The organism is Kitasatospora sp. MMS16-BH015 (genome assembly GCF_002943525.1).
Classification (GTDB): domain Bacteria; phylum Actinomycetota; class Actinomycetes; order Streptomycetales; family Streptomycetaceae; genus Kitasatospora.
Map to the genome: position 1 here is coordinate 2,414,272 of NZ_CP025394.1, position 25,333 is coordinate 2,439,604.

The 25,333-nt window shown below is 72.2% G+C and carries 19 protein-coding genes; 7 read left to right on the forward strand and 12 right to left on the reverse strand.

The genetic code is table 11. The features are described 5' to 3' along the window. Nucleotide 1 precedes the first annotated feature (1 nt). Entirely contained in the window at nt 2-3,058 is a 3,057-nt protein-coding gene (locus CFP65_RS10405) for a bifunctional [glutamine synthetase] adenylyltransferase/[glutamine synthetase]-adenylyl-L-tyrosine phosphorylase (protein WP_104815840.1), read from the reverse strand. Between the two features lie 229 nt (nt 3,059-3,287). Between CFP65_RS10405 and CFP65_RS10410 the strand changes: the two genes are divergently transcribed. Next, the gene (locus tag CFP65_RS10410; protein ID WP_104815841.1) at nt 3,288-4,400 is read left to right on the forward strand and encodes an acyltransferase; all 1,113 of its coding nucleotides are present in this window, start codon (nt 3,288-3,290) and stop codon (nt 4,398-4,400) included. On the opposite strand, the gene CFP65_RS10415 is transcribed toward CFP65_RS10410, so the two are convergent. The 5 genes from CFP65_RS10415 to glnA all read right to left on the reverse strand — a co-directional run bounded on the left by CFP65_RS10415 (nt 4,367) and on the right by glnA (nt 9,434). Beyond that, nucleotides 4,367-5,584 carry a hypothetical protein gene (locus tag CFP65_RS10415; RefSeq protein ID WP_254552321.1) on the reverse strand — a complete coding sequence of 406 codons (1,218 nt, stop codon included), beginning with the start codon at nt 5,582-5,584 and terminating at the stop codon, nt 4,367-4,369. The genes CFP65_RS10410 and CFP65_RS10415 overlap by 34 nt on opposite strands. Nucleotides 5,585-5,901: 317 nt before the next feature. Continuing rightward, complete coding sequence (locus CFP65_RS10420) at nt 5,902-7,419, reverse strand: sodium:solute symporter (protein WP_254552322.1); 1,518 nt, start codon at nt 7,417-7,419, stop codon at nt 5,902-5,904. Next, nucleotides 7,416-7,640: a DUF3311 domain-containing protein gene (locus tag CFP65_RS10425; RefSeq protein WP_104820766.1), complete on the reverse strand. Its 225-nt coding sequence runs from the start codon at nt 7,638-7,640 to the stop codon at nt 7,416-7,418. The genes CFP65_RS10420 and CFP65_RS10425 overlap by 4 nt, the downstream gene beginning before the upstream one ends. Before the next feature lie 90 nt (nt 7,641-7,730). Next, nucleotides 7,731-7,916, reverse strand: a complete 186-nt coding sequence (locus CFP65_RS10430) for a hypothetical protein (protein ID WP_104815842.1) — start codon at nt 7,914-7,916, stop codon at nt 7,731-7,733. 156 nt (nt 7,917-8,072) lie between these two features. Next, nucleotides 8,073-9,434, reverse strand: coding sequence for a type I glutamate--ammonia ligase (gene glnA, locus CFP65_RS10435; RefSeq protein ID WP_104815843.1), 1,362 nt, complete (start codon nt 9,432-9,434; stop codon nt 8,073-8,075). 367 nt (nt 9,435-9,801) lie between these two features. Between glnA and CFP65_RS10445 the strand changes: the two genes are divergently transcribed. Further along, the gene (locus CFP65_RS10445; RefSeq protein WP_104815845.1) at nt 9,802-11,529 is read left to right on the forward strand and encodes an NAD+ synthase; all 1,728 of its coding nucleotides are present in this window, start codon (nt 9,802-9,804) and stop codon (nt 11,527-11,529) included. Between the two features lie 205 nt (nt 11,530-11,734). Here the strand turns inward: CFP65_RS10445 and CFP65_RS10450 are convergent, their stop codons facing one another. Next, on the reverse strand, nt 11,735-12,685 hold the full coding sequence (locus CFP65_RS10450) for a DUF2218 domain-containing protein (protein WP_371682395.1): 951 nt from the start codon (nt 12,683-12,685) through the stop codon (nt 11,735-11,737). A 188-nt stretch (nt 12,686-12,873) separates the two neighbouring features. On the opposite strand from CFP65_RS10450, the gene CFP65_RS10455 reads away from it, so the two are divergent. Continuing rightward, complete coding sequence (locus tag CFP65_RS10455; RefSeq protein WP_217368153.1) at nt 12,874-13,443, forward strand: winged helix-turn-helix domain-containing protein; 570 nt, start codon at nt 12,874-12,876, stop codon at nt 13,441-13,443. 222 nt (nt 13,444-13,665) lie between these two features. Here CFP65_RS10455 and CFP65_RS10460 read toward each other — a convergent pair whose 3' ends face one another. The 3 genes from CFP65_RS10460 to CFP65_RS10470 all read right to left on the reverse strand — a co-directional run bounded on the left by CFP65_RS10460 (nt 13,666) and on the right by CFP65_RS10470 (nt 17,364). Further along, nucleotides 13,666-14,658 carry an endonuclease/exonuclease/phosphatase family protein gene (locus CFP65_RS10460; protein ID WP_158702124.1) on the reverse strand — a complete coding sequence of 331 codons (993 nt, stop codon included), beginning with the start codon at nt 14,656-14,658 and terminating at the stop codon, nt 13,666-13,668. A gap of 226 nt (nt 14,659-14,884) precedes the next feature. Continuing rightward, on the reverse strand, nt 14,885-15,586 hold the full coding sequence (locus CFP65_RS10465) for a TetR/AcrR family transcriptional regulator (RefSeq protein ID WP_104815846.1): 702 nt from the start codon (nt 15,584-15,586) through the stop codon (nt 14,885-14,887). A gap of 23 nt (nt 15,587-15,609) precedes the next feature. Then, entirely contained in the window at nt 15,610-17,364 is a 1,755-nt protein-coding gene (locus CFP65_RS10470) for an MFS transporter (protein WP_104815847.1), read from the reverse strand. A gap of 249 nt (nt 17,365-17,613) precedes the next feature. Between CFP65_RS10470 and panB the strand changes: the two genes are divergently transcribed. Next, nucleotides 17,614-18,501: a 3-methyl-2-oxobutanoate hydroxymethyltransferase gene (panB, locus tag CFP65_RS10475; RefSeq protein WP_104815848.1), complete on the forward strand. Its 888-nt coding sequence runs from the start codon at nt 17,614-17,616 to the stop codon at nt 18,499-18,501. Nucleotides 18,502-18,580: 79 nt separating this feature from the next. Here the strand turns inward: panB and CFP65_RS41780 are convergent, their stop codons facing one another. Next, entirely contained in the window at nt 18,581-18,712 is a 132-nt protein-coding gene (locus CFP65_RS41780; protein ID WP_256387268.1) for a hypothetical protein, read from the reverse strand. A 151-nt stretch (nt 18,713-18,863) separates the two neighbouring features. Between CFP65_RS41780 and CFP65_RS10480 the strand changes: the two genes are divergently transcribed. Together CFP65_RS10480 and CFP65_RS10485 are read left to right on the forward strand one after the other, a co-directional pair. Then, complete coding sequence (locus CFP65_RS10480; RefSeq protein WP_104815849.1) at nt 18,864-19,919, forward strand: ATP-binding cassette domain-containing protein; 1,056 nt, start codon at nt 18,864-18,866, stop codon at nt 19,917-19,919. Further along, complete coding sequence (locus tag CFP65_RS10485; RefSeq protein WP_104815850.1) at nt 19,916-20,737, forward strand: ABC transporter permease; 822 nt, start codon at nt 19,916-19,918, stop codon at nt 20,735-20,737. The genes CFP65_RS10480 and CFP65_RS10485 overlap by 4 nt, the downstream gene beginning before the upstream one ends. A gap of 23 nt (nt 20,738-20,760) precedes the next feature. On the opposite strand, the gene CFP65_RS10490 is transcribed toward CFP65_RS10485, so the two are convergent. Further along, nucleotides 20,761-24,285: a BTAD domain-containing putative transcriptional regulator gene (locus tag CFP65_RS10490; protein ID WP_254552323.1), complete on the reverse strand. Its 3,525-nt coding sequence runs from the start codon at nt 24,283-24,285 to the stop codon at nt 20,761-20,763. Between the two features lie 149 nt (nt 24,286-24,434). Between CFP65_RS10490 and CFP65_RS10495 the strand changes: the two genes are divergently transcribed. After that, the gene (locus CFP65_RS10495; protein WP_104815851.1) at nt 24,435-25,250 is read left to right on the forward strand and encodes a site-2 protease family protein; all 816 of its coding nucleotides are present in this window, start codon (nt 24,435-24,437) and stop codon (nt 25,248-25,250) included. The last annotated feature ends 83 nt before the right edge of the window (nt 25,251-25,333 follow it).

Consider the following 25,333-nt stretch of genomic DNA (forward strand, 5'->3'; position numbering starts at 1 on the left):
GCTACCCGTAGAAAAGGTGCTCCACCACCGCCCGGGCCCGGCGGGTCGTACGGCGGTAGTCGTCGACGAGTTCGCCCGAGTGGCCCGGCGCGTAGCCGAGGTAGCGGGCCACGCCCGCGAGTTCGCGGGGGTCGGCGGGGAAGCTGTCCCCGGGGCGCCCCCGGACCAGCATGACGGCCGAGCGGACCCGCGAGGCCAGCTCCCAGGCGGCGTCCAGGACGGCCGCGTCCTCGGGGTCGACCAAGCCGGCGGCCGTGGCGGCGGCCAGGGCCGGGCGGGTGCGAGTGGTCCGCAGGCCGGGGACCTCGTGGCCGTGGCGAAGCTGGAGGAGCTGGACGGTCCACTCCACGTCGGCCAGGCCGCCGCGGCCGATCTTGGTGTGGGTCGTGGGGTCGGCGCCGCGCGGTAGGCGTTCGGATTCGATCCGGGCCTTGATCCGGCGGATCTCCAGCAGGTCCTTCTCGGGCACGCCCGTGCCCGGGTAGCGGAGCGGGTCGATCAGGCGGCGGAAGCTCTCGCCGAGCTCGGCGTCGCCGGCGACGGGCTCGGCGCGCAGCAGGGCCTGGCTCTCCCAGACGTGCGACCAGCGGCGGTAGTAGGCCTGGTACGAGGCGAGGGTGCGCACCAGCGGGCCCTGCCGGCCCTCGGGGCGCAGGTCGGCGTCGACCAGCAGCGGGGGCTCGGGCGAGGGGGCGGCCAGCAGGGTGCGCAGCTGGTGGCAGACGGCCTGGGCGGCCCGGGCGGCGTCGGCCTCCAGGGCGCCGAGCACGGGGTCGTGGACGAAGAGCACGTCCGCGTCGGAGCCGTAGCCGAGCTCGTGGCCGCCGAACCGGCCCATCGCGATCACCGCGAGGCGGGTGGGGAAGGCGCCGTTGGTCCGTTCCCAGTCGGCGATGCAGGCCGTGAGCGCGCCCTGGAGGGTGGCGGCGTTGAGCGCGGTGAGGGCCTCGCCGGCCACGTCCAGGGCCTCGCCCGGCTCCTCGGCGAGCCGGCCGAGCACGTCGGCGGCCGAGGTGCGGAAGAGCTCGCGGCGGCGGACCGCGCGGGCGGCGGCCACCCCGGCCTCGGCGGTGGCGGCCCGGCCGACGGCGGCCCGGATCTCCTGTTCCAGGGCGGCCCGGCCGCGCGGGCGCAGGCCCGCCGGGTCGCCCAGCATGGCCACCGCCTCGGGGGCGCGCAGCAGCAGGTCGGGGGCGAGCCGCCCGGCGGAGAGCACCCGGGCCAGCTGTTCGGCGGCGGCGCTCTCGTCGCGGAGCAGCCGCAGGTACCAGGGGGTGCGGCCGAGCGCGTCGGAGACCTGGCGGAAGCCGAGCAGGCCGGCGTCCGGATCGGCCGAGTCGGCGAACCAGCCGAGCAGCACCGGCAGCAGCGTGCGCTGGATGGCGGCCTTGCGGCTGACCCCGGAGGCCAGCGCCGTGAGGTGGCGCAGGGCGCCGGCCGGGTCGGCGTAGCCGAGCGCTTCGAGCCGGGCCTTGGCGGCCTGCGGGCTGAGCCGGGTGTCGGGCAGCAGCCGGGTGTCGGGCAGCGGCAGCTCGGCGACGGCGTCCAGCAGCGGGCGGTAGAAGAGCTTCTCGTGCAGCCGCCGCACCTCCACCGCGTGCCGCTTCCACTCCCGCTGGAGGGCGAGCACCGGGTCGGTGCGGCCGCCGGCGGCGGTCAGGCCGGTGTCGTTGATCTCCGCGGCGAGCGAGCGGGAGAGCCGGCGCAGGTCGGCCTCCTCGCGCGGCATCAGGTGGGTGCGGCGCAGCCGGTGCAGCTGGATCCGGTGCTCCAGGGCCCGCAGGAAGCGGTAGGCGGATTCCAGCGAGGCGGCGTCGGCCCGGCCGACGTACCCGCCGGCGCTGAGCGCCTCCAGGGCCTCCAGGGTGTTGGGGCTGCGCAGGGACTCGTCGGTGCGCCCGTGCACGAGCTGGAGCAGCTGGACGGCGAACTCCACGTCCCGCAGGCCGCCCGGGCCGAGCTTGAGCTGGCGGTCCAGCTCGGTGGCGGGGATGGCGTCCACCACCCGGCGGCGCATCTGCTGCACGTCGGTGACGAAGTTCTCCCGCTCGGCGGCCTGCCAGACCAGCGGGGAGACGGCCTCGGCGTAGGCGGCGCCGAGCTCGGCGTCCCCGGCCACCGGGCGGGCCTTGAGCAGGGCCTGGAACTCCCAGGTCTTGGCCCAGCGCTGGTAGTAGGCGAGGTGGCTGGCGAGGGTGCGCACCAGCGGGCCGTTGCGGCCCTCGGGGCGCAGGTTGGCGTCCACCGGCCAGATGGTGCCCTCGCCGGTGGTGTCGGAGCAGAGCCGCATCATCCGGGCGGCCAGCCGGGTGGCGGCCTTGAGGGCCGCGTCCTCGGCCACGCCCTCGCGGGCCTCGGCCACGAAGATCACGTCCACGTCGGAGACGTAGTTGAGCTCCCGCCCGCCGCACTTGCCCATCCCGATCACGGCCAGTCGGCAGGCCGCGGCGGCCTCCGGGTCCTCCTCGGCGGCCAGGTCGAGCGCGGTCTGCAGGGTGGCCCCGGCCAGGTCGGCCAGTTCGGCGGCGGCCTGCGGCAGGTCGGTGGTGCCGCTCAGGTCGCGGGCGGCGATGGCCAGCAGGCTGCGGCGGTAGGCCAGGCGCAGCGCGTCGGCCCGGTCGCCGGGGGCCGCCTGGCGCACCAGCTCGGCCAGCTGCCGGGTGAAGTCCTGCGGGCCGGGGTGCAGGTCGTGCACGCCGAAGGTGACCAGGGCGTGCCAGTCGGCGGGCCGGCGGGCCAGGTGGTCGCCGAGCGCGGCGGAGGCGCCGAGCACGCCGAGCAGCCGGTCGCGCAGTGGCTTGGAGCCGGTCAGGGTGTCGCGCAGGGTCTGCCGTTCGGGCTCGGGCAGCGCCTCAAGGAGGCGGGCCAGGCCGAGCAGGGCGAGGTCCGGGTCGGCGGTGGTGCCGAGCGCGTCGAGCAGCACCGGATCGGTGGCCAGCCCGTGCAGGCCGGGCCCGTCCAGCAGCCGCAGCGCCGTCTCCGGGTCGGTGAAGCCGCGGCGCACCAGCCGCACCCCCAGGCTGCTGGTCCGGCTGCCGCCCCGACCGTCCACTGGCATCGCCCCTCCAGACGTGTGTTCCCGTCAGCAGCGTACGTTCCCCGGCCCCGTCGGCGACCGACGCCGCGTCACCTTCGGCGCGCCCGGCCGTTAGGCCCGTGGACCATCCGGAGGACGCGGGCCCGCTAGGCAGCCGTCGGCCTCCGTCGGGAGGACGCGCACTCGCTCGCCTCCGCCGGGAGGACTCGTGCCTCCGTCGGGAGGACTCGTGCCTCCGTCAGGAGGACTCATGCCCACTCGCCTCCCCTCCCTCACCGGGCTGCGCTGCTGGGCCGCGCTGCTGGTGGTGCTCTACCACCTCTCCCGCCAGGTCGGCCCGGTGCCCTGGCTGACCCCGGTGGTCTGGTACGGGCGCAGCGGCGTGACCTTCTTCTTCGTGCTCTCCGGCTTCGTGCTGGCCTGGACGTACCACGGCACGGCCGCCCCGGCCCGGGTCTTCTACCGCCGCCGGCTAGCCCGGATCTGGCCCCTGCACGCGCTCACCACCGGGATCTCGCTCGCGGTGTACGGGGCGATGGGGGCCGTGGTGCCGGTGACCGCCGGGCTCTGGTCGCTGCTGCTGGTGCACCCCTGGGCCCGGGAGTACACCATGGGCGGCAACCCGGCGGGGTGGTCGCTCGGCGACGAGGGCTGGTTCTACCTGCTGCTGCCGGCGCTGCTGCCGATGGTCCGGCGGCCGGTGCGGGTCGCGCTGCTCTGCTGCCTGCTCGGGCCGGTGCTCTGGCTGGCCGGCTCGGAGGTGGCCGATCCGGGGCTGCGCAGCTGGCTGCTGGACTACCAGCCGCTGCTGCGCACCCCGCAGTTCCTACTCGGGGTGGCCCTCGGGGTGGGGCTGCGCCGGGGCCTGCTCCCCCGGCTGCCGCTGCTCCCGGCCGGGCTGGCGGTGGCCGGCTTCCACCTGGCGCTGGTGCCCTGGCACACGGCGGTGCCCGACGCGCTCTGGTACGGCCCGTACTCGGCCGCCCAGCTGCTGGCCGCCCCGCTGTTCGGCTGGCTGGTGCTGGCCGCCGCCCAGGCCGACCTGCGCGGGCCGACCCGGCTCGGCGCCCGCCCGTGGGTGCGGCTGGGCGACTGGTCCTTCGCCTGGTACCTGACCCACGAGGTCGTGATCCGCTGCTGGCTGGCCCTGCTCGGCCGCCCGTGGCCGGCCGCACTGAGCTGGGCGGCGCTGCTCCCGCTCACCCTGGCGGTGGCCGCGGCGCTCTACCGCTGGGTGGAGCGGCCCTGCGAGCGGCTGCTGCGCGACGCGCCGCTGCCGCACCACCCGGGTCGGGCGGTGCGGCAGCGGCGGGCTGCGGTGGGCGGCGGTCAGTCGTCCATCGAGTCGTCCAGGTTGACGTAGGCGTAGAAGACGCCGAGGTCGTAGCCGTCACCCTGGGTGTCGAACATGACCTTGATGTCGGTGTCCCCGGAGCGCAGGAACGGCGAGATGTCCCAGCGGTTGGAGTCGTAACCGAAGTTGTTCCGGTTGTAGGGGTTGCGGGCGAACTGGTCGGACGGGGTCAGCTCCTCGATGGTGGAGTTGAACGCGTCGTTCGCCACGTGGTTGACGTCCGTGAACGGCGTCAGCGGGCCGTTGGTGCTCTTGATCGACAGCGTGTCGCCGTACCACCGCAGGTCACCGTCGTAGACCACGAAACCGAGCTTGCCCTGGACCTGGGCCTGGTCCTTCGGGGTCTCGAGGTCCGTCAGGTCGAACTCGTGCGGCTTGCTGTACGGCAGCTCGACCTGGAAGCCGTCCCACAGGTGGATGTGGCGGAAGGGCTTGCAGTCGTTCTGGTAGGCGATCACGATCGACCAGCCGCCCCAGCTGTGCGGCTTCACCACCGAGTCCATGTTGGCCACGGTGTAGGTGCCGTTGCCGCTCTGCTTGACCAGGTCGGTGATGTCGGCCGAGGCCTGGTAGCTGCTCTCGTCGTCGGTGGTGATGTAGCCGATCGAGGGCTGGTCGTTGGCGATGTTGCGGTACTGCTTCTCGCCCGGCAGCTTGAGGTAGACCTCGTCGATCTGGGTCTCCGGCAGCACGGTGTCGCCGATGCCGCGGGTACCGCCCCAGTACAGCCGGGCGTACTTGACGTTGGAGCCGTCGATCAGCCCGAGGTCGGCGGAGCTGGCCGAGTAGATCTCGTCACCGAACGGGCCGATGCTGCCCGGGTCGATGTTGACGTACTTCATCGGGTAGTCGTTGTTGCGCAGGATCGTGCTGCCGGCACCCGTCCGGGCGTCCTCGCACTTCGGCAGCTTCGGGTCGAGCGGGGCCTTGGTCTCGTCACAGGTCATCAGGCTGTTGCTGATCCTGGTGATCGAGCCGTGCATGTTCTCTTCGAACCGGGTGGTGAACGGGATCGGGTTGCTGGCGATGGTCGTCGCCCGGGTCTTGATCGGGCCGTACGGCCCCGGCCCGCGGGCATCGGCGGCCGGACCGGCCAGCAGTTGGGCGGCGGCGACGGCCAGGGCCGCGCCGGCGATGCCGAGCCGACGGGCGAAGCGTCGGGCGTCGGCGCCGCGACTAGCGGTGGAGAGCATGTGCACCTCTCGGTTCGAAGGGATGCCCCCATCGGACCACAACGCTGCGCAACACTCCCGTCACGTTCCGCCAACCGTGCTGCACTGGTACACGAACAGTCCTACGGTATGCCGAAACGCCGGCTGGCTACTGACTGACCGTCCGACTTCCGACGGGTCGCCAGGCCCGCGACCAGCCGGCCCCTCCCCGACCGGACGCCTCGCTACCGGCAGGACGCCTCGCTACCGAACTGGCGCCTTGTTATCGACTGGACTCCTCGTTACCGACCTGGTGCCTCGTTATCGACCTGGCGCCTCGTTATCGACAAGCCGCCTTGTCACTGACTCGCCGTCTGCTCCGCTCCCCCGGCGACCCCGTCCCCGGCCCCGACCCCAGCCCCACCCCCGGCTCCACCCCCGGCCCTTCGGGTGAGCGCCGAGACCACGGCCAGCGCCGCCAGGTTGACCACCAGCGCGACCACGCCCACGTTGAGGTCCCGCACCGGCTGCGGGAACCCCGGCAGCAGCCGGGCCACCGTGGTGCCGGTGAGCGTCACCGTCGCGACGGTCGCCACCCCGGCCACGATCCCGGCCGCCGCGCCCCAGGCGGTGACCAGCCGCCGGCTCGGCAGGCTCAGCACCAGCGCCGGGAAGAGCTGGGTCACCAGCGCGTACCCCATCAGCAGCAGGTTCACGATGCTGCTGCCGCCCCTGAAGGTGAAGAACAGCGCGAGGGCCGCGACCACCGGCACCAGCAGCTTGGCCAGCCGCCCCACCTCCCGCTGCCCCGCCCGCGGTCGGGCCACCAGGTAGACGTTCCGGGCCAGGCTGGTGGCCGAGGTGGTCAACAGCAGCGAGCCCGGCACCAGCGCCGTGAGCACCCCGGCCCCGCCCACCACCCCGACGAACCACGGGTCGAAGGTCGCGGTGGCCGCCTTCAGTAGCGACAGGTCACCGTCCGCTCCCTTCAGGCCCGGCACCGCGATGATCGCGGCGAAGCCGGCGAAGAACACGAACAGCAGCATCAGTTGGTAGAGCGGCATGAAGACCGCGTTCCGCCGGAAGACCTTCGGGCCCTTGGCGCTGTAGGTGGCGGCGAAGGTGTGCGGCCAGAGGTAGAAGCCGAGCGTGGAGAGCAGCACCGTACTGGCGAACCAGGACGGACTCAGGCCGCTGTGACGCAGCGTCAGGAAGCCCGGGTGCTCGGCGTCCAGTCGGTGGAACATCGGGCCGATCCCGCCCGCGTAGTGCACCGGCAGGTAGATCCCGAGGAAGACCACCACCCCGAGGATCAACACGTCCTTGGCCACCGCCGTCCAGGCCGAACCGTGGATCCCGGAGACCGTCACGTACCCGGTCAGCGCAACGGCGCCGATCACCGCCGCGGCGTGCGCCGAGAGGTGCCCGTACGAGGCGGTGGAGACGATGATCCCCAGCCCGGTGAGCTGGAGCACCAGGTACGGCACCATGGCCACCACCCCGACCAGCGCCACCAGCACCCCGAGCAGCGGGCTGTCGTACTTCTCGGCGAAGAAGTCGGGCTGGGAGAGCAGGCCGTGGCGCTTGGCGTAGTGCCAGACCACCGGCAGCAGCCAGTACGAGAGCACGTACGCCAGCGCCGCGTAGCTGAGGATGTAGAAGGCCGGGCCGCCCTTCCCGTACGCCCAGCCGGCCGCCCCCAGGAACGTGAACGTGGTGTACAACTCCCCTGCCAGCAGCAGAAAGACGAACACCGTCCCGAAGCCGCGGCCACCGACCGCCCACTGCTCCAGATCCATCACCCGCCCCCGCCGCGCGGCCGCCCCCAACCCCACGGCCAGCAGCAGGAACACCCCGATCACCGCCAGCGCCGTCACCGCTCCTCCTCCCCGCGCTCCTCGCGGTTGCGCGGGTCCAGCCGGTACACCACGGCCATCACCACCGAGCTCCCCACCACCCAGAGCACCGACCAGAACAGCAGGAACGGCATCCCCAACACATACGGATCCACCCGGTTCGCCAGGAACCCACCCCCCAGGATCCCGACGAACGGCACCGCCCCGAGCCACGGCAGAACCCTGCCCCTACGTTCCCTCATGCCCGACAGGATGCTCCCCTCGGCCCCCACCCGAAAGCCCCCCGACCAACCCCGAAGTCGAGCTGGTTCCAGCCGAGTTGATCCCACCGGTCAGCGCTTCAGGGCGCGGTACCGCTTGAGCAGAGCGGTCAACTCTCCGTGCCCCACCCGGCGGTTGAGCCCCACGACCAGGTCGTCGGGGCAGAGCTCGTAGAGGTCGCCCCACCAGCGGGCGGCCTTGCTGTCCCAGATCCGGTATCCCCCGGGGACACCTCTGGCCACGTAACGCCGCTTCACTCCGCCCCTTCCTCCAGTCCGCGCAGCGTACTGACCATTCGCATGCCGATCAGCCGAATTCCCCGGCCCCGGACGCGCGGACGGCCCCGGGCAGGAGCCCGGGGCCGTCCGTTCGGTCCTACGCACTACGCACTACACATGCACTACGCCACTCGCCTACAGCACCTGCAGGTTCTTCCGCAGCTCGAACGGCGTCACCTCGGAGCGGTACTCCTCCCACTCCTGCCGCTTGTTGCGGAGGAAGAAGTCGAAGACGTGCTCGCCGAGCGTCTCCGCGACCAACTCGCTGCGCTGCATCAGGTCGATGGCCTCGCCGAGGTTCTGCGGCATGGGCTGGATGCCCATCGCCCGGCGCTCGGCGTCGGAGAGCGCCCACACGTCGTCGTCGGCGCCCGGCGGGAGTTCGTAGCCCTCCTCGATGCCCTTGAGGCCGGCCGCGAGGGTGACGGCGTAGGCGAGGTAGGGGTTGCAGCCGGTGTCGAGGGAGCGGACCTCGACCCGGGTGGAGCCCTGCTTGCCCGGCTTGTACATCGGCACGCGGATCAGTGCCGAGCGGTTGTTGTGGCCCCAGCAGATGTACGAGGGGGCCTCGCCGCCGGCGCCGGCGGTGCGCTGGGAGCCGCCCCAGATGCGCTTGTAGGAGTTGACCCACTGGTTGGTGACGGCGGCCGTCTCGGCGGCGTGCCGCAGCAGACCGGCGATGAAGGAGCGGCCGACCTTGGAGAGCTGGTACTCGGCACCGGACTCGTGGAAGGCGTTGCGGTCGCCCTCGAAGAGCGAGAGGTGGGTGTGCATGCCCGAGCCGGGGTGGTCGGAGAAGGGCTTCGGCATGAAGCTCGCGTGCACGCCCTGCTCCAGCGCGACCTCCTTCATGACCAGGCGGAAGGTCATGATGTTGTCGGCCGTGGAGAGCGCGTCGGCGTACCGCAGGTCGATCTCCTGCTGGCCGGGGGCGCCCTCGTGGTGCGAGAACTCCACCGAGATGCCCATGGATTCGAGCATCGTGATGGCCTGCCGGCGGAAGTCGTGGCCGACCCCGCGCGGGGTGTGGTCGAAGTAGCCGGACTGGTCGGCGGGGATCGGCGGGGTGCCGTCGCCGGGGAGGTTCTTCAGCAGGAAGAACTCGATCTCGGGGTGGGTGTAGAAGGTGAAGCCGAGGTCGGAGGCCTTCTCCAGGGTGCGCTTGAGCACGAACCGCGGGTCGGCGTAGGACGGCGAGCCGTCCGGCATCAGGATGTCGCAGAACATCCGCGCGGTGCCCGGCGTCTCCGAGCGCCAGGGCAGTATCTGGAAGGTCGTCGGGTCCGGCTTGGCGATCATGTCCGACTCGTAGACCCGGGCGAACCCCTCGATCGCCGAGCCGTCGAACCCGATCCCCTCCTCGAACGCCTGCTCCAGCTCCGCCGGGGCCACCGCCACCGACTTCAGGAAGCCCAGTACGTCGGTGAACCACAACCGCACGAACCGAATGTCACGCTCCTCGAGCGTGCGAAGCACGAACTCCTGCTGCTTGCCCATGGGGACAGTCTCACCTCTGCTCTTTACGTTCGTGTTACGCACGAGGCCGGCCCTGATTCACCCGGCCAACGGACCCTCCCCCCATCATCGCGGACCGGGCCCACTCGTCCACCCCCGGGGAGGCAGTCAGCCCCCGTCCGAGCCCGCGCGCTCCAGCACAGGCCGGTACTCGTCGGGATGGAGGACCATCGCACGGTCCTCACCGTCCCGGGTGACGACCTGCGCGCCCTCGGACCCGGCCGGCCGAATCACCTCGTCCAGTCGCGACCCGGCCTCTTGCTGCCGCCACCTCCTGCGCGCCTCCGTCTCAGGTCGAATCATCCCGCGTTCGGGACATAGCGTCAGCTTGACGATTAGACTGGGCGGCATGCCGAATCTTCGTGTGGCGCTCGGGCAGATCGACCCCTGGGTGGGGGACGTGGCGCGGAACTGTGAGGCGGTGGTGCGGTGGGCCGAGGAGGCCGGGCGGGGCGGGGCCCAGGTGGTGGTGTTCCCGGAGATGGTGCTGACCGGGTATCCGGTGGAGGACCTGGCCCTGCGGGAGTCGTTCGTCGAGGGGTCGCGCGCGGCGCTGCCGGCACTCGCGGAGCGGCTGGCGGCAGAGGGGCTCGGCGAGCTGGCCGTGGTGGTGGGCTACCTGGGCCGGTCCCGGGACGGGCGGCCGCAGAACTGTGCGGCCGTGCTGCACCGGGGCCGGGTGGCCACCCGCTTCGCCAAGCACTACCTGCCGAACTACGGAGTGTTCGACGAGTACCGGTACTTCGAACCGGGTGACCAACTCGCGGTGGTGCGGCTGCACGGGGTGGACCTCGCACTGGCGATCTGCGAGGACATCTGGCAGGACGGCGGCCGGGTGCAGGCGGCGGCCGAGGTCCGCGCGGGGCTGCTGCTGACGCTCAACGGCTCACCGTACGAGCGGGGCAAGGACGACCTGCGACTGGAACTGGTCCGCCGCCGCGCCGCCGAGGCGGGCTGCCCGCTCGGGTACCTCAACATGGTCGGCGGGCAGGACGAGCTGATCTTCGACGGCGGCTCGCTGGTGGTCGACCGGGACGGTGAACTCCTCGCCCGAGCACGGCAGTTCGAGGAGCAACTGGTACTGCTCGACCTCGAGCTGGCGACGGCCTCCGACCAGCACGAGAACGGCGCCGCACTGGCCGGCGGCCTGCGGCTGCTCCGGACCGACCTGGGCGGCGAACCGCTGCCCGCACCGGCCGAACGGCTGCCCGGGGAGATCGCGGAGCCACTGGCGGACGAGGCGGAGATCTGGTCGGCACTGGTCGAGGGCACCCGGGCGTACGTGGCCAAGAACGGGTTCGGCTCGGTGCTGCTCGGGCTCTCCGGCGGGATCGACTCGGCGGTGGTCGCGGTGATCGCGGCGGACGCCCTCGGGGCGGAGCGGGTGCACTGCGTGTCGATGCCGAGCGCCTACTCCTCGCAGCACTCCCGGGACGACGCCGCCGAACTGGCCCGCCGCACGGGAGTGCACCTGCGGACGGTGCCGATCGCCGGGATGTTCGACGCGTACCAGGAGGCGCTCGGGCTGACCGGACTGGCCGAGGAGAACCTCCAGTCGCGGCTGCGCGGCACGGTGCTGATGGGCATCTCCAATCAGGAGGGGCATCTGGTGCTCGCTCCCGGCAACAAGAGCGAGCTGAGCGTGGGGTACTCGACGCTGTACGGCGACTCGGTCGGCGGGTACGGGCCGATCAAGGACGTGTACAAGACCCTGGTCTTCCGGCTGGCCCGCTGGCGCAACGCGGTGGCGGCCGAGCGGGGCGAGACCCCACCGATCCCGGAGCACACCATCGAGAAGCCGCCCTCGGCGGAGCTGCGGCCGGGGCAGGTGGACACCGACTCGCTGCCCGACTACGAACTGCTGGACGCGGTGCTCGGCCGGTACGTGGAGGGCGACCAGGGACGGGACGCCATCGTCGCGGCCGGCTACCCGGCCGAGGCGGTGGACCGGATCGTACGGCTGGTGGACACCGCCGAGTACAAGCGGCGTCAGTACCCGCCGGGGCCGAAGATCTCCGGCAAGGCGTTCGGGCGGGACCGCCGCCTACCGGTCACCAACCGGTGGCGGCGAGGGTGAGGCCCAGGGGCATCGTTACGTCGCAAGCAACTTTGCCCCGACCGCATCGTTGCCTCGGGAGCAATAGTGCACCCGAGGCAACGATGCCCCCGACATAACGATGCCCTCGGTGTAGCGGTACCCCCGACGTAACGCGACGGCGCCCCGCCGCCAACGCCCACCACCCCACCTCCCCCCGGCTTCACCGCATCGCGACCTCACGGCCTCACCGCTTGCGCGCCAGCGTCACCCCGTCGCGGACCGAGAGCATCACCGCGTCCACCCGGTCGTCAGCCGCGATGAACTCGTTCAGCCCCCGCATCGCCAGGTGCTGCTCCTGCTGGTAGGCCGGGTCCAGCGAGCGGCCACCGAGCAGGACGTTGTCCAGGACGATCACCCCGCCCGGGCGCAGCCGGCGCAGGATCTCCTCGTAGTACGCGGGGTAGCTCTGCTTGTCCGCGTCGATGAAGGCGATGTCGATGTGCGGCTCGTCCGGCAGCGCCCGCAGGGTGTCGAGCGCGGGGGCGATCCGCAGGTCGATCCGGTCGGCCACCCCTGCGCGCTCCCAGTACTCCTGCCCGACGGCGGTCCACTCGGCGCTGGTGTCGCAGGCCAGCAGCCGGCCGCCCTCACCCAGCCCGCGGGCGATGCAGAGGGAGGAGTAGCCGGTGAAGACCCCGACCTCCACGGCGTACTTCGCGCCCAGCATCTGCACCAGCATGGTGAGCAGCGCGCCCTCGTCGGCCGAGACCTGCATCCAGGCCGCCTGCCCGGTGACCTCCCTGGTCCGCTCGGCGAGTTCCGACAGCACCTGGTCGGCCGGCGTGCTGTGACGCAGCACGTAGCCGCCGACCAGCGGGTGCACCGCCTCCAGCTCGCCGCCGTCGACCGGCGCGGCCCACTCGACGGTGAGCTCCTCCTGGGTGGCGAACCGCACCAGGTGGCGGGCGACCACATCCTGAACCCGCATCAGCTGCTCGGCATCGGCCGCCGCCGCGCTCAGCTCCAGCTCACCCGGACGGGCGGTCAGGACACAGCGCGCGCCACTGTCGAGGGTGACGGTGCCGAGCCCCTCGGCGTCGACCGTGGCACTGATCTTGTGGCCCAAGTGGGAGACGAGCTGCTTGAGGTAGCGCTCGGGCCGGTCGGTGGGGACGTGGGCAATGGAGAGCGGCATCGGGGGTTCCTCTCACCGGGGGTGGTCCCGGTACGGCGTCGAATACGGCACGGTGCCGAGCACGACGTGGGGCAGGCACTTGGAGCACGGGGTCAAGCGATGAGAATTCTCGCTGCTTTCGTCGAGGCAGATTCTCCGCACCGACCTCGGCATTTGTCAAAGCGTCGAGTTCCCTGGACACTTTCGGTATGGCAGAAGACGACCGCCCCGCCCCACTGGTCATCCAGTCACCGGCCCAGTTCAAGGCCCTCGGACACCCGCTGCGCCACCGGGTCGTCAACATGCTGCGCCAGCGCCCGGCCACCCTGCGGCAGTTGGCGGAGGCGCTCGGCCTGGCCAAGGGCACCATCGGCTACCACGTACGGGTACTGCGCGAGGCCGGGCTGGTCGAGCTCGCCGAGAGCCGTCAGGTGCGCGGCGGCACCGAGCAGTACTTCGGGCTGATCAACAAGAGCTTCGCCTTCCGGGAGGGCGAGACGCTGGCGGCCGCCTTCCTCTACAACTCGGCCCTCGCCGAGATGCGGCCGGCCCCCTCCGGCCAGCCCGAGCACACCGAGCTCCGCCACCTCTGGCTCACCCCCGAGCAGGCCGCCTCGATCGCCGACCAGCTGCGCGAACACGTCGCCGAGCTGCAGAAGTTCGGGGTGCGGGCGGCGCAGCTGGGGGCGGGCGAGAGTCCGACCGCCCAGGCGTACGGAATGCTGGTCAGCCTCTTTCCGGCCGACGTCCCGAGGCTGGGGCCGGACGACGTGGGGTGAGGGGTGCCTGCCCGGCGGCTTCCCCCAGCCTGAGTGCACCCCGACGGCACCTTTGCGCCGGCGGGGGCTTTACCTCGGAGGCACCTTTGCCTCGGAGGCACCTTTGCCGCGAGGGCAACCTTCCCTTGGGGGCAACCCTGCTCGAGGCGCAACCTTGCGGCAGGCGCAATCTTGTAGCGGAGGCATTCTTGCTCTGCGGGCACTTTTGCCCCGCGGGTAAACCTAGTACCGGTAGGCCGCGGCCACCGCGCGGTGGTCGCTGCCGTCGGCCGGAAGCACCCAGGAGTCGGTCGGGGTGAGTGGGCCCCGGCTGAGGATCTGGTCGATCCGGGCCATCGGGAAGGCCGAGGGCCAGCTGAAGCCGAAGCCGTTGCCAGCCGCCCCCTGGGCCGACCGGAGCTGCGAGGTGACCGGGGCGAGCGAACGATCGTTGACAGTGCCGTTGAGGTCGCCGAGCAACAGTACCCGCTGGATCGACTCCTGACGGATCGCCAGTCCCAGTGCCTCCGCACTGACGTCCCGTCGGCCGGCCGTGAAGCCGCCGTCGAACTTGACCCGGACCGAGGGCAGGTGTGCCACGTACACCGCAAGCGGCCCCTTGGGGGTGGTGACGGTGGCACGGAAGGCCCGGGTCCAGCCCATCTTGAGGTCGACCGGGGAGATGTCGGCCAGCGGGTACGCGGACCAGAGGCCGACGGTGCCCTCGACCGCGTGGTACGGGTACTTGGCCGCCAGGCCCTTGGTGTAGGTGGGGACGGCCGAGCCGGCGAGTTCCTCCAGGGCGACGATCTGGGCGCCGGAGTCGTTGAGCAGCTTTACCGTGCCGGCCGGGTCGGTGTTGGCGGCGGCCACGTTGTGGCTGAGGACGGTGAAGTCGCCCTTGCCCGTGCTCTTGTCGGTGAGCAGGCCGCCGAACAGGTGGAACCAGACCAGGGCCGGCAGCAGTACGGCGGTCAGCGCCGTGGCCGAACGGCGCCAGAGACCGAGCAGCAGCAGGACCGGTACGGCCAGCCCCAGCCAGGGGAGGAAGGTCTCCAGCAGGCTGCCGAAGTTGCCAAAACTGTTCGGCAGCCAGGAGTGGCAGGCCAGCAGCAGGGCGACCAGCACCGCGAGGGCGGCGAGGATCCAGCCGCGTCGCCAGTCCCGCCAGGGCGATCCGGTGGTCTCGGGGCTCCGGGTCGTGGTCGGCGCCTGCGCGCTGTCGGCCTGCGTCATCCGGTGCTCCTCCGTACGTGCCCGCTTCGTCTGGCCGATCCCGGTTTAGTCGGATTCTCGGCTCAGCCTATGACGGCACAGACGCGGCCCGGCCCGGTCGGGGTTGCGACGCGCGCCGGTTCCGTGAGATTCACCACGGGGCGCGATCATGACCGCTCGAGCAGCAGATCCCCCGGCCCGCCGGCCCGAGCCGCCGGGCGACGGGCGACGGGCGACGCGGCGGGAGTCAGGCTCCGGTGCCGACGCCCTTGAGGAGGGCGTCGACCATCTGCTCGGGGAGGGTGGGGTCGTCGAGCGGGGCGTCCTCCCAGAGGACGGTGCGCAGGAGCATCGGGCCCATCACGATCTCGATCAGGACGTCCAGCGGGATGTCGGCGCGGAGCACGCCCTCCTCGACGCCGCGTTGGATGATCGAGCGGGCCAGTTCGCGGCGGGGCTTGATCACGCGCTCGTGGTAGGCCTGGTGGAGTTCGGGCCAGGAGTGCATCTGGCCGAGGGCCGCCTTGAGCATCCAGCGGGAGCGCTTGGCCAGACCGCGCTGGCGCATGTACTCCAGCATGGCCACCAGCTCGTCGCGGATCTCGCAGTCGCCGGTGCGCACCGGTTCGGGAGCCTCCAGGCGGGCGACCACGTCGACCAGCAGGGCCTCCTTGTTGGGCCAGCGCCGGTAGATGGTCGCCTTGCCGACCCCGGCCGCGGCCGCGATCCGCTCGATGGAGAGCTCGGTGAGCTGGACGCCCTCCTCCATCAGCCCCTCGACCGCAGCGAAGATCGCCTGCTCGGCAGCCTCGCTGCGCGGGCGCCCCCGCCGGGGAGCTGCGGGCTCCCCGGCGAGGGCGTCATGCTCGGCGGCGAGGTTACGCGCCGACCGGGCGAGGGCCTGCGGCGCCCCGGAGGGAGACTGCCGCGCCGGAAGTTCGGTCTTCATGGCCCTCATTCTCCACTTCTCGATCAAGCCTGGGCAGAGCCGGACTGCGGCTCCGCCGAAGCGGCGGCCACCGAGACAGGAGCCACCGGGACGGGGGCCGGAGCAGCACCCTCAGCCGGAGCACCGGACCCACCGGACGCACCGGACGCACCGGACCCACCGGACGCACCAGACGGATCGGAAGGATCGGACGCACCGGCGGAAGCCGGAGCCCCGGCGCCGGCCGGCACGCGGCCCGGCAGCAGCAGCCAGGCGAGCAGCACGCCCACCGCCGTGATGCCGGCCGAGAGCCCGGCGACCACGTGCATGGCGTGGATGAAGGCGTCCTCGGCGGGCCGGACCAGGCCGGAGTTCCCGGTGCGGGCCGCGATCGCGAGGGTGGCCTCCAGGGACTCGCCCGCCTTGTCGCGCAGGGCCGAGGGCAGCTGGGCGAGCCGGCCGCCGACGCCGTCGCGGTAGGAGGTGGAGAGCACCGCACCGAGCACGGCGACCCCGAGCGAGCCGCCGACCTGGCGGAAGGTGTTGTTGACGGCCGAGCCCGCGCCGGCCTTCTCGCGGGGCAGCGAACCCATGATCGCGACGGTGACCGGCGGCATCACGTGGGCCATGCCGGCGCCCATCACGAAGCCGATCACCACCAGCACCCAGATCGGGGTGGAGACGCCGAGCAGCAGGTAGCCGAGGAAGCCGAGCGCGATCAGCGCCATGCCGCCGGCACAGGTGGCGCGGACGCCGAAGCGGTCGACCACCAGCCGGGCCCGGGGCGCGAAGACCAGCTGGGCCGCCGCCAGCGGCAGCATCAGCACGCCGGCCTGGAGGGCGCTGTAGCCGCGCACGCTCTGGGTGTAGAAGACGCCGAAGAAGGAGACGCCCATCAGCGCGAAGAAGACCAGGCCGACCACGGCCACCGAGCCGCTGAACTGCTTGCGGCGGAACCAGCTGATGTCCAGCGCCGGGTGGGCCGTGCGGCGCTCGTGCAGGACGAAGAGGACCAGGGCGAGCACGCCGCCCAGCGTCGGCACCCAGGCGGCCGGCGCGGTGAAGTCGGCCAGCTCGCCGCCCTTGATGATGCCGTAGATCAGCGCGACCAGGCCGATGATCGAGAGCAGCACGCCGATCGGGTCGAGCTTGCCCGGCTTCGGGTCCTTGGAGTCCGGCACGAAGAGCGCCATGGCGACCAGGGCCGCGGCCACGATCGGCACGTTGACCAGGAAGACCGAGCCCCACCAGAAGTGCTCGATGAGCAGCCCGCCGGTGATCGGCCCGATCGCGATGGCCAGGCCGACCGCCCCGGCCCAGATGCCGATCGCCTTCGGCTGCTCGTGCCGCTCGAAGACGTTCATGATGATGGCCAGCGTGGCGGGCATCACGAAGGCGCCGCCGAGACCCATCACGGCCCGGTAGGTGATCAGTTCGCCGGGCGAGGCGGCCAGCGCCGAGAGCAGCGAGCCGAGGCCGAAGACCAGCATGCCGCCGAGCAGGGTCCACTTGCGGCCGAGGCGGTCACCCAGCAGGCCGGCGGTGAAGAGCAGGCCGGCGAAGACCAGGGTGTAGGAGTTGATCGCCCATTCGAGGTCGCTCTGGCTCGCGCCGAGGCCCACGGGGGCGGGGGTGGCGATCGTCTTCATCGCCACGTTGAGGATCGAGTTGTCGAGGACGACGACCAGCAGGGCGAGCACCAGGGTGCCCAGGATCAGCCAGCGCCTGCGGTGGATCGCCTCGGGGACGCGCCGGGCCGCAGCGCCTGCGGTGGCGTCGGTGACGTGCTGGGTGGACATCTCTACGTGTTTCCCGTCCGTACGAGTCTGTGCGGACTTACGAGCCGGAAGCGTCTCGTAACCCCTTGAGCCTCAGCATAGCCCTCGTTTCGATACGAGACGGGTCCGTATCGTAAAGTCTCGGCAAAGGACTCCAGGTGACGCTCTGGGCACCCGGCTCTTTGCGCGGGCGCTGCCGCGTGCAAGCATGGAGGAGATCCGGGGACGCCGTACGGCGCCACGAGACGACAACCTTCAGGAGCCTGTTCGATGAACGCTTCTCAGCTTCAGCCTGCCCAGAACCAGCCCGCCGTGGCCCCCGCCGGCGCTGGGCAGACCCTCTACGGCGGTGTGACCAACCGCCGCGTGACCGTCCGCGATCTGGCCGCCGCCAAGCAGCGCGGCGAGCGGTGGGCGATGCTCACCGCGTACGACGCCCTGACCGGCGGGGTCTTCGACGAGGCCGGCATCCCGGTGCTGCTCGTCGGCGACTCGGCGGGCAACTGCCACCTCGGCTACGAGACCACCGTGCCGGTGACCATGGACCAGATGGTGATGCTCTCCGCCGCCGTCGTCCGTGGCACCAAGCGCGCCCTCGTGGTCGCCGACATGCCGTTCGGCTCGTACCAGGAGTCGCCCGCCCAGGCCATGCACAACGCCGCCCGTCTGCTCAAGGAGGCCGGGGTCGGCGCGGTCAAGCTGGAGGGCGGCGAGCGCAGCGCCCGCTCGATCGAGCTGCTGGTCGAGGCCGGCATCCCGGTGATGGCGCACATCGGCCTCACCCCGCAGTCGGTGCACGCCTTCGGCGGGTACCCGGTGCAGGGGCGCGGCGACGAGGCCGCGCACCAGCTGCTGCGGGACGCCAAGGCCGTGCAGCAGGCCGGGGCGTTCTCGGTCGTGCTGGAGGCCGTGCCGGCCGAGCTGGCCCAGCAGGTCACCGAGCAGCTGGCGATCCCGACCGTCGGCATCGGCGCGGGCGTCAACTGCGACGCGCAGGTGCTGGTCTGGACGGACATGGCCGGCATGACGGCCGGTCGGGTGCCGAAGTTCGTCAAGCAGTACGCGAACCTGCGGGCCGTACTCGGGGACGCGGCGCGGGAGTACGCGGCGGACGTGGCGAGCGGCGCCTTCCCGGCAGCCGAGCACTCCTTCAAGTAACACCGGCCACGAGTAGGGGCGCGGGGAACCGCGCCCCTACCTCCGGTAATGCGCCCCTGACTCCGGTGCCGGGCGCCGTTCAGTACCAGCGCTGCCAGGAGTTGAACCTGTTCGGGTCGGCGTTCCACAGTCCGACCGGGCTCCCGTTGCCGCGCCAGTACGAGGAGTACCCGTCGAGGGCGGCGGCCAGGGCCGAGCGTAAGTTCGTCATGGCCCCAACGGTAGGAACCCGTGGTCCGGCCGGAAAGGCCCGGGGCGCAAGTGGCGCACTCGCTCTCCGCTTCGATCCGACGGGTCGGATGACAGCGGGCTGACGGTGGGCTGACGGTGGGCCGCCGGTGGGCCCCGGCAGTCTTCTCGGCATGACAGCAAACACCAATGCCGTCGAGGTGCGCGGGATCGTCAAGCACTTCGGGGAGACGAAGGCGCTGGACGGCGTCGACCTCAGCGTGAAGCAGGGGACCGTGCTGGGGGTGCTCGGGCCGAACGGGGCCGGGAAGACCACGCTGGTGCGGATCCTGTCCACCCTCATCAAGCCGGACGCCGGCACCGCGTACGTCGGGGGGTACGACGTCCTGACCCAGCCGCGCCAGCTGCGGCGGACCATCGGGCTGACCGGGCAGTACGCCTCGGTGGACGAACTGCTCTCGGGGTACGAGAACCTCTACCTGATCGGGCGGCTGCTCGACCTCTCGGCCAAGGAGGCCAAGGCCCGGGCGCTCGAACTGCTGGAGCGGTTCTCCCTCACCGAGGCCGCCAAGCGGCCGGCCAAGACCTACTCCGGCGGGATGCGCCGCCGGCTCGACCTGGCGGCCAGCATGATCGGGCGGCCCCGGGTGCTGTACCTGGACGAGCCCACCACCGGCCTCGACCCGCGGACCCGCAACGAGGTCTGGGACGAGGTGCAGCGGATGGTCGCCGAGGGCAGCACGGTGCTGCTCACCACGCAGTACATGGAAGAGGCCGAGCAGCTCGCGCACGAGCTCACCGTGATCGACCGCGGCCGGGTGATCGCGGCCGGCGGGATCCAGCAGCTCAAGACCCAGGTCGGCGGCCGCACCCTCCAGGTCCGGCCGGTGCACCCCGCCGAACTCCCCGAGATGGCGCAGCTGTTGGCCGAGAACGGCCTGGCAGCCACCGTCTCCACCGAGACCGGCCTGCTCTCGGCCCAGATCACCGAGGACGAGCAACTCACCAGCGTGGTGGGCCTGCTGGGGGTCCGGGGCTTCGGCATCGCGAGCATCGACACCAAACTCCCCAGCCTGGACGAGGTGTTCCTCGCCATCACCGCCAAGCCCGACACCGCCAGGCCCGGCACCGCCACTCCCGGCACCGCCGCGGCCCGCACCATCAAGGCCGATCCGGCTGACGCCCCGAGCGACGCCGTCCCCGCCCCGCAGAAGGAGGCCGTGGCATGAGCGCCGCGACACTGACCGCCGCACCCCAGTCGTACGCCGACGAGGACCAGCGGATCGGCCCGCGCGCCCACCTGCGCCACCTCGGCGCGCTGACCCGGCGCAACCTGATGCGGATCAAGGCCGATCCGGAGTCGATGCTGGACGCGCTGCTGGTGCCGATCATCTTCACCGTGCTCTTCGTCTACGTGTTCGGCGGCGCGGTGAAGGGCACCCAGCAGGACTACATCCAGTACATGATCCCCGGGCTGCTCGGCACCACCGGGCTCAACCTGGCGATGGGTGTCGGCACCGGGCTGAACACCGACTTCCAGTCCGGGGTGATGGACCGGTTCCGGACGCTGCCGATCGGGCGGGCGGCGGTGCTGCTCTCCAAGATGGCGGCGGAGACCCTGCGGGGGCTGGTCTCCTTCACCATCCTGATCCTGTTCTCGATGCTGCTCGGGCTGGAGATCCGGGAGGGCTTCCTCCACCTGCTGGCGGCCGTGGGGCTCTCGCTGCTGTTCGGCATGTCGATCGTGTGGATCTCCATGCTGCTGGGGATGTCGCTGCGCAGTGCCCAGGCCGTCCAAGGGATGTCGATGATCGTGATCATGCCGCTGCAGTTCGGGTCCTCGATCTTCGCGCCGACCGACACCATGCCCGGCTGGCTCCAGTCCTTCACCCACTACAACCCGCTCTCGGCGCTGGCCGACGCCAGCCGCAACCTGATCAACGGCGGGCCGCTGACCCACTCGGTGCTGATCGTGGTGATCTGGTCGGTCGCGATCACCTCGATCACCGCCCCGCTCGCGGTGGCCCGCTTCCGCAAGCGCACCTGAGCGCCGGCGCCCCCGGTGGCCGCTCAGTCCAGGCACTCGTCCAGCAGGGCGGCCGTCTCCGTGATGGAGAGCAGGCCGCCCTCGGCGAGTGCCTCGGCGTACGCGGCCTCGCCGAGCATCCCGAGCAGCACCTCCTCGGCCAGCTCGCGCTCCCGCCGTTCCAGGAAGGTGCCGATGTCGCCGTGCAGTTGGGTCTGGGCCCCGAGCAGCAGCACCGCGCGCCGGGCCAGCCGCAGGTCTCCGGTCTGCCCGGCCAACGCCGTCAGCACCCCGGCGGCGGGCATGGCCAGCATCACCGTCATGTGCTGGGCGAAGACCGAGGCCAGCTCGTCCACCTGCCGCAGCCGGGCGCGGCCGAGCCGCAGCAGCTCCGCCGCCCGCTGCGGCTCGCCGGCCCGGGCGTGCACCCAGGCCCGGAGCGAGTCGACGATGCCGAGGAACACGTCCGGCACCAGCGGCCCGAAGGAACGCTGGTCGACCTTGAGCGCGTCCAACTGGCCCAGCGCCGCCGGGTACTCCCCGCGCCAGGTGAGCAGCGCGCAGAGCGCCAGCCGGCCGAACATCGCGGCGCCGTCGTGCGAGTGGCTCTTGAAGGTGAGCCCGTCCAGCGCCTCCCGGATCAGCCGCTCGCCCTCGGCCTCGTCCAGCTCGAACAGCGCCTCGCCCAGCCGTACTTGGAGGGTCGGGATCTCCTGCCAGGAGCCCAGCTCGCCGGCCAGCTCGATCGCCCGGCGGTAGCAGTCCACGGCCCGCCGGGAGTCGCCGGCCTTGGCCGCGTTCTCCCCCGCCGCCGAGAGCGCCTCGGACATCCCCCAGCGGTCGCCGGTACGGGTGAAGAGTTCGAGCGCCTCCGCGCAGTCGGCGGCGGCCTGCTCGGTGGTGCCCACCCAGTCGTTCATCATCCGGGCCCGGATCTGCAGGACGAACGCCAGGTCGGATTCCGTCCCGTGCACCCGGCAGCCGGCCACCGCGTCGTCCAGCAGCGGCCGGAGTCGGTCCATGTCCCCGGCCAGGAAGGAGGCGAAGACCCGGAGCAGGCCGGGGAAGCGGTAGGCCTGCGGCAGGTCCGGGGTGTACGTGGCGGTGATCCGCCGGGCCAGGTCGGCCATCTCGGTCTTGCCCAGCATCGCCATGTCGGCGCTGAACATCCCGATCAGCCGGTGGATATGCAGCTGGCGGCGGGCCTCCTGGAGCAGCTCGGGGGCCAGCGGCGGCGGCGAGTCCAGTGGCCCGGTGAGCAGCGGCACCGGCGCCGGGGCGCCGTCGGCGAACGGGTCCGGCCCCAGGCCCGCGACCAGCTCGGCCCAGTCCCGGGCCTCCAGCCGGAAGTCGCGCAGCGACCAGAACCAGTCCATGCCGAGCACGATCAGCAGCGCCTCCTCCTCGTCCCCGGTGTCCACCGCCCGGCGCAGCGCGGCCCGGACGTTGTCCTGCTCGCGCTCCAGCACGCCCAGCCAGTGCAGTTGGTCGGCGCCGTGCAGGTTGGCGTACGCCTCGCGGACGAACTCGCGGCAGGCCACCGTGTGCCGCCGGGCCGTCTCGCCGCGCGGCCCCTCCGGCTCGGCCTCGGCGAGGCGCTCGGTGGCGTACTCGTGGATGATCTCCAACATCCAGTACCGGGGCTCGTCCTCGGCCAGGCCCGCCACCAGCAGCGACTTGTCCACCAGCGAGAGCACCAGGTCGGCCACGTCCTCCCGGACCACCTCGACCCCGTCGGCGCAGACCTGCTCGGCGGCCTCCAGGGTCCAGCCGCCCGCGAAGACCGAGAGCCGGCGCAGCACCGCACGCTCGCGCTTGCCGAGCAGCTCCCAGCTCCAGTCCACCACCGCGCGCAGCGTCTGCTGGCGCGGCAGCAGCGTCCGTGAACCGGCCGTGAGCAGGGCGAACCGGCTGTCCAGCCGGTCGGCGAGCCGGCGCGGGGTCAGCCCGCGCAGCCGGGCGGCGGCCAGTTCGATGGCCAGCGGCAGCCCGTCGAGCCGACGGCAGATCTCGGCGCAGGCGGCCGGGTCCTCCGCCGGGTCGAAACCCGGGCGGGCGGCCGCCCCGCGCTCGGCCAGCAGCCGCAGCGCCACCTGGTCCGGCAGCGGCTCGACCGGCACCACGGCCTCGCCGGGCACCCCGAGCGGCTCCCGGCTGGTGGCCAGCACGGTCAGGCCCGGGCATTCGGCGAGCAGGTGGTCGGTGAGCTCGGCCGCCGCCTGGATCAGGTGCTCGCAGTTGTCGATCACCAGCAGCATCCGGCGCTGGGCGCAGTGCTCCACGATCCGGCGCACCGGATCCGCACTGCGGGAGACCTCGGCCACCGCCCCGCCCGCGTGCAGCACCGTCTCCCGCAGCCCGAGCGCCGAGAACACCGCCCCGGCCACCGCCGCCGGCTCGTCCAGCGGCGCCAGCTCGGCGAACCAGACCCCGTCCGGCCACACCTCCCCCCGCTGCTCCAGCTGCGCTGCCTCCAGCGACAGCCGCGTCTTCCCCGACCCCCCGGGCCCGGTCAACGTGGTCAGCCGCCCGGCGCCCAGCGCCGCCCGCAGCGCCGCCAGCTCCTCCTCCCGACCGACGAAGCTGGTCAGCCGCGGCCGCAGATTCCCCACCGGGCGCCCGCCCGCACCATCCACCAAACGCCCGGATGCACCATCCAGCGAACGCGCGCCCGCACCATCCACCAAACGCCCGGATGCACCATCCAGCGAACGCGCGGTTGCACTATCCAGGGGCGCGGGGAACTGCGCGAGGTCGGCAGGCACCGCCCCCGCACTCGCCCTCACACCTGCCCCCGCTCCCCCAGTGGCCCCCACCCCCGAACCGGCTCCCGCCACCGAACGGGCCCCCGCTCCCGCCCCCGCAAGAAGCTCCCCGTGCAGCGCCCGCAGCTCCGGCCCAGGATCGGCCCCCAACTCCTCCGCGAGAGCGCGCCGCACCACCTCGTACCGCCGCAGCGCATCCGCCGTCCGGCCGCTATCGCGCAGGGCGCGGATCAGCAGCACCTGGAGCTGCTCGTCCAGCGGGTGAAGCTCGCAGAGCTCGGTCAGCTCGGCGGTGGTCTCGGCCGCCTGGCCGAGGGCCAGGCGGGCGGTCAGCAGCAGCCGGTGCGCCTCGTCCCGCTGGCCCTCCAGCCGGGTGGCGGCGCCCGCCGCGTCCGGCAGGTCGGCCAGCGCCGGCCCGCGCCAGAGCGCCAGCGCGGCGGTCAGCCGGTCGACGGCCGCCCCGGCGTCACCGGCCGCGAGCGCCGTCCGCCCCTCGCCCACGAGCTGCTGGAAGTCCCCCAGGTCGGTGCTGCGCCCGGTCAGCCAGTACCCCGCCGGCCCGGACCCGACCTCGTCCCGCCCCACCGTCCGCCGCAACCGCCCCACCAGGGTCTGCAGCGCGGCCAAGGCGTCCTGCGGCTGGTCCGCCCCCCACACCTCCTCGACCAACAGCTCCGCCGGGCACGGCCGCCCTTGACGCAAGGTCAGCGCCGCGAGCAACGCCCGCAACCGCGCGCCACCCAACGCGACCTGGGTGCCGTCGTCCTGCCGGGCCGTGGTGATGCCGAGGATGCCGTAGTACACCGGACCATTCTGGTGTACGAGCCCGCCGCCCGGTGACGGTGGCGGGGAAGTGGACAGGCGGTGGACACCTCGACGGTTGCCGCCGGACACGGGGGCCCGGCATCATCGGGGGTCCGTCCTGCCCTCTCTAATGCTCGGAGCCCCGCACCATGACCTTTGCCGACACGGAGCGCTCGCGGAGCGAGGAGAGCCGGATCAGCCCGGTGTTCTGGGTGCTGCTGGCCACCCTGGTGACGTCCGGACTGGCGGTCGGGAACGGGTACGGGAACGCGCGGCTGGGGATCTTCCTCTTCGTGGTCTCGGGGTGGATGGTCTCGCTCTGCCTGCACGAGTACGCGCACGCCCGCACCGCGCTGCACGGCGGTGACCTGACCGTGGGCGCCAAGGGGTACCTGACCCTCAACCCCTTCAAGTACGCGAACGCGCTGTTCAGCTTCGTGCTGCCGATCGTGTTCGTGATCCTGGGCGGGATCGGCCTCCCCGGCGGGGCCGTCTACATCGAGCGGCACCGGATCCAGGGCCGGCTCAAGCACAGCCTGATCTCGGCCGCCGGCCCGCTGGTCAACGTGGTGCTGGCGCTGGTGTTCCTGCTGCCGGTGGGCCTGGGCTGGTTCGACCTGATCTCGCCGCAGGTGGTGGTCGACGACCACCAGTACCAGGAGACCTACCTCCAGGTGGCCTTCGCCTTCCTCGGCTACCTCCAGCTGACCGCCGCGGTGCTCAACCTGCTGCCGGTGCCCGGCCTGGACGGGTACGGGATCCTCGAGCCGTGGCTCTCCTGGAAGACCCGCCGCGCGGTGGAGCCGTTCGCGCCGTACGGGATGCTGGCCCTGTTCGTGCTGCTCTGGCAGTCGCCGCTGGGCGGCTACTTCCTGCGACTGGTGCTCTGGGTGATGGACCTGGTCGGCGTCGAATCCGGGCTGGTGGGAGCCGGCTACCAGCTGTTCCGCTTCTGGGAGAGCTGAACCCACCCGGCCTGACACTGTCGCAAGGCTGTGACAGAGGGGCCCTGCGGATCGCCCCCTTTTCTCAGATCGAGTGCATACGC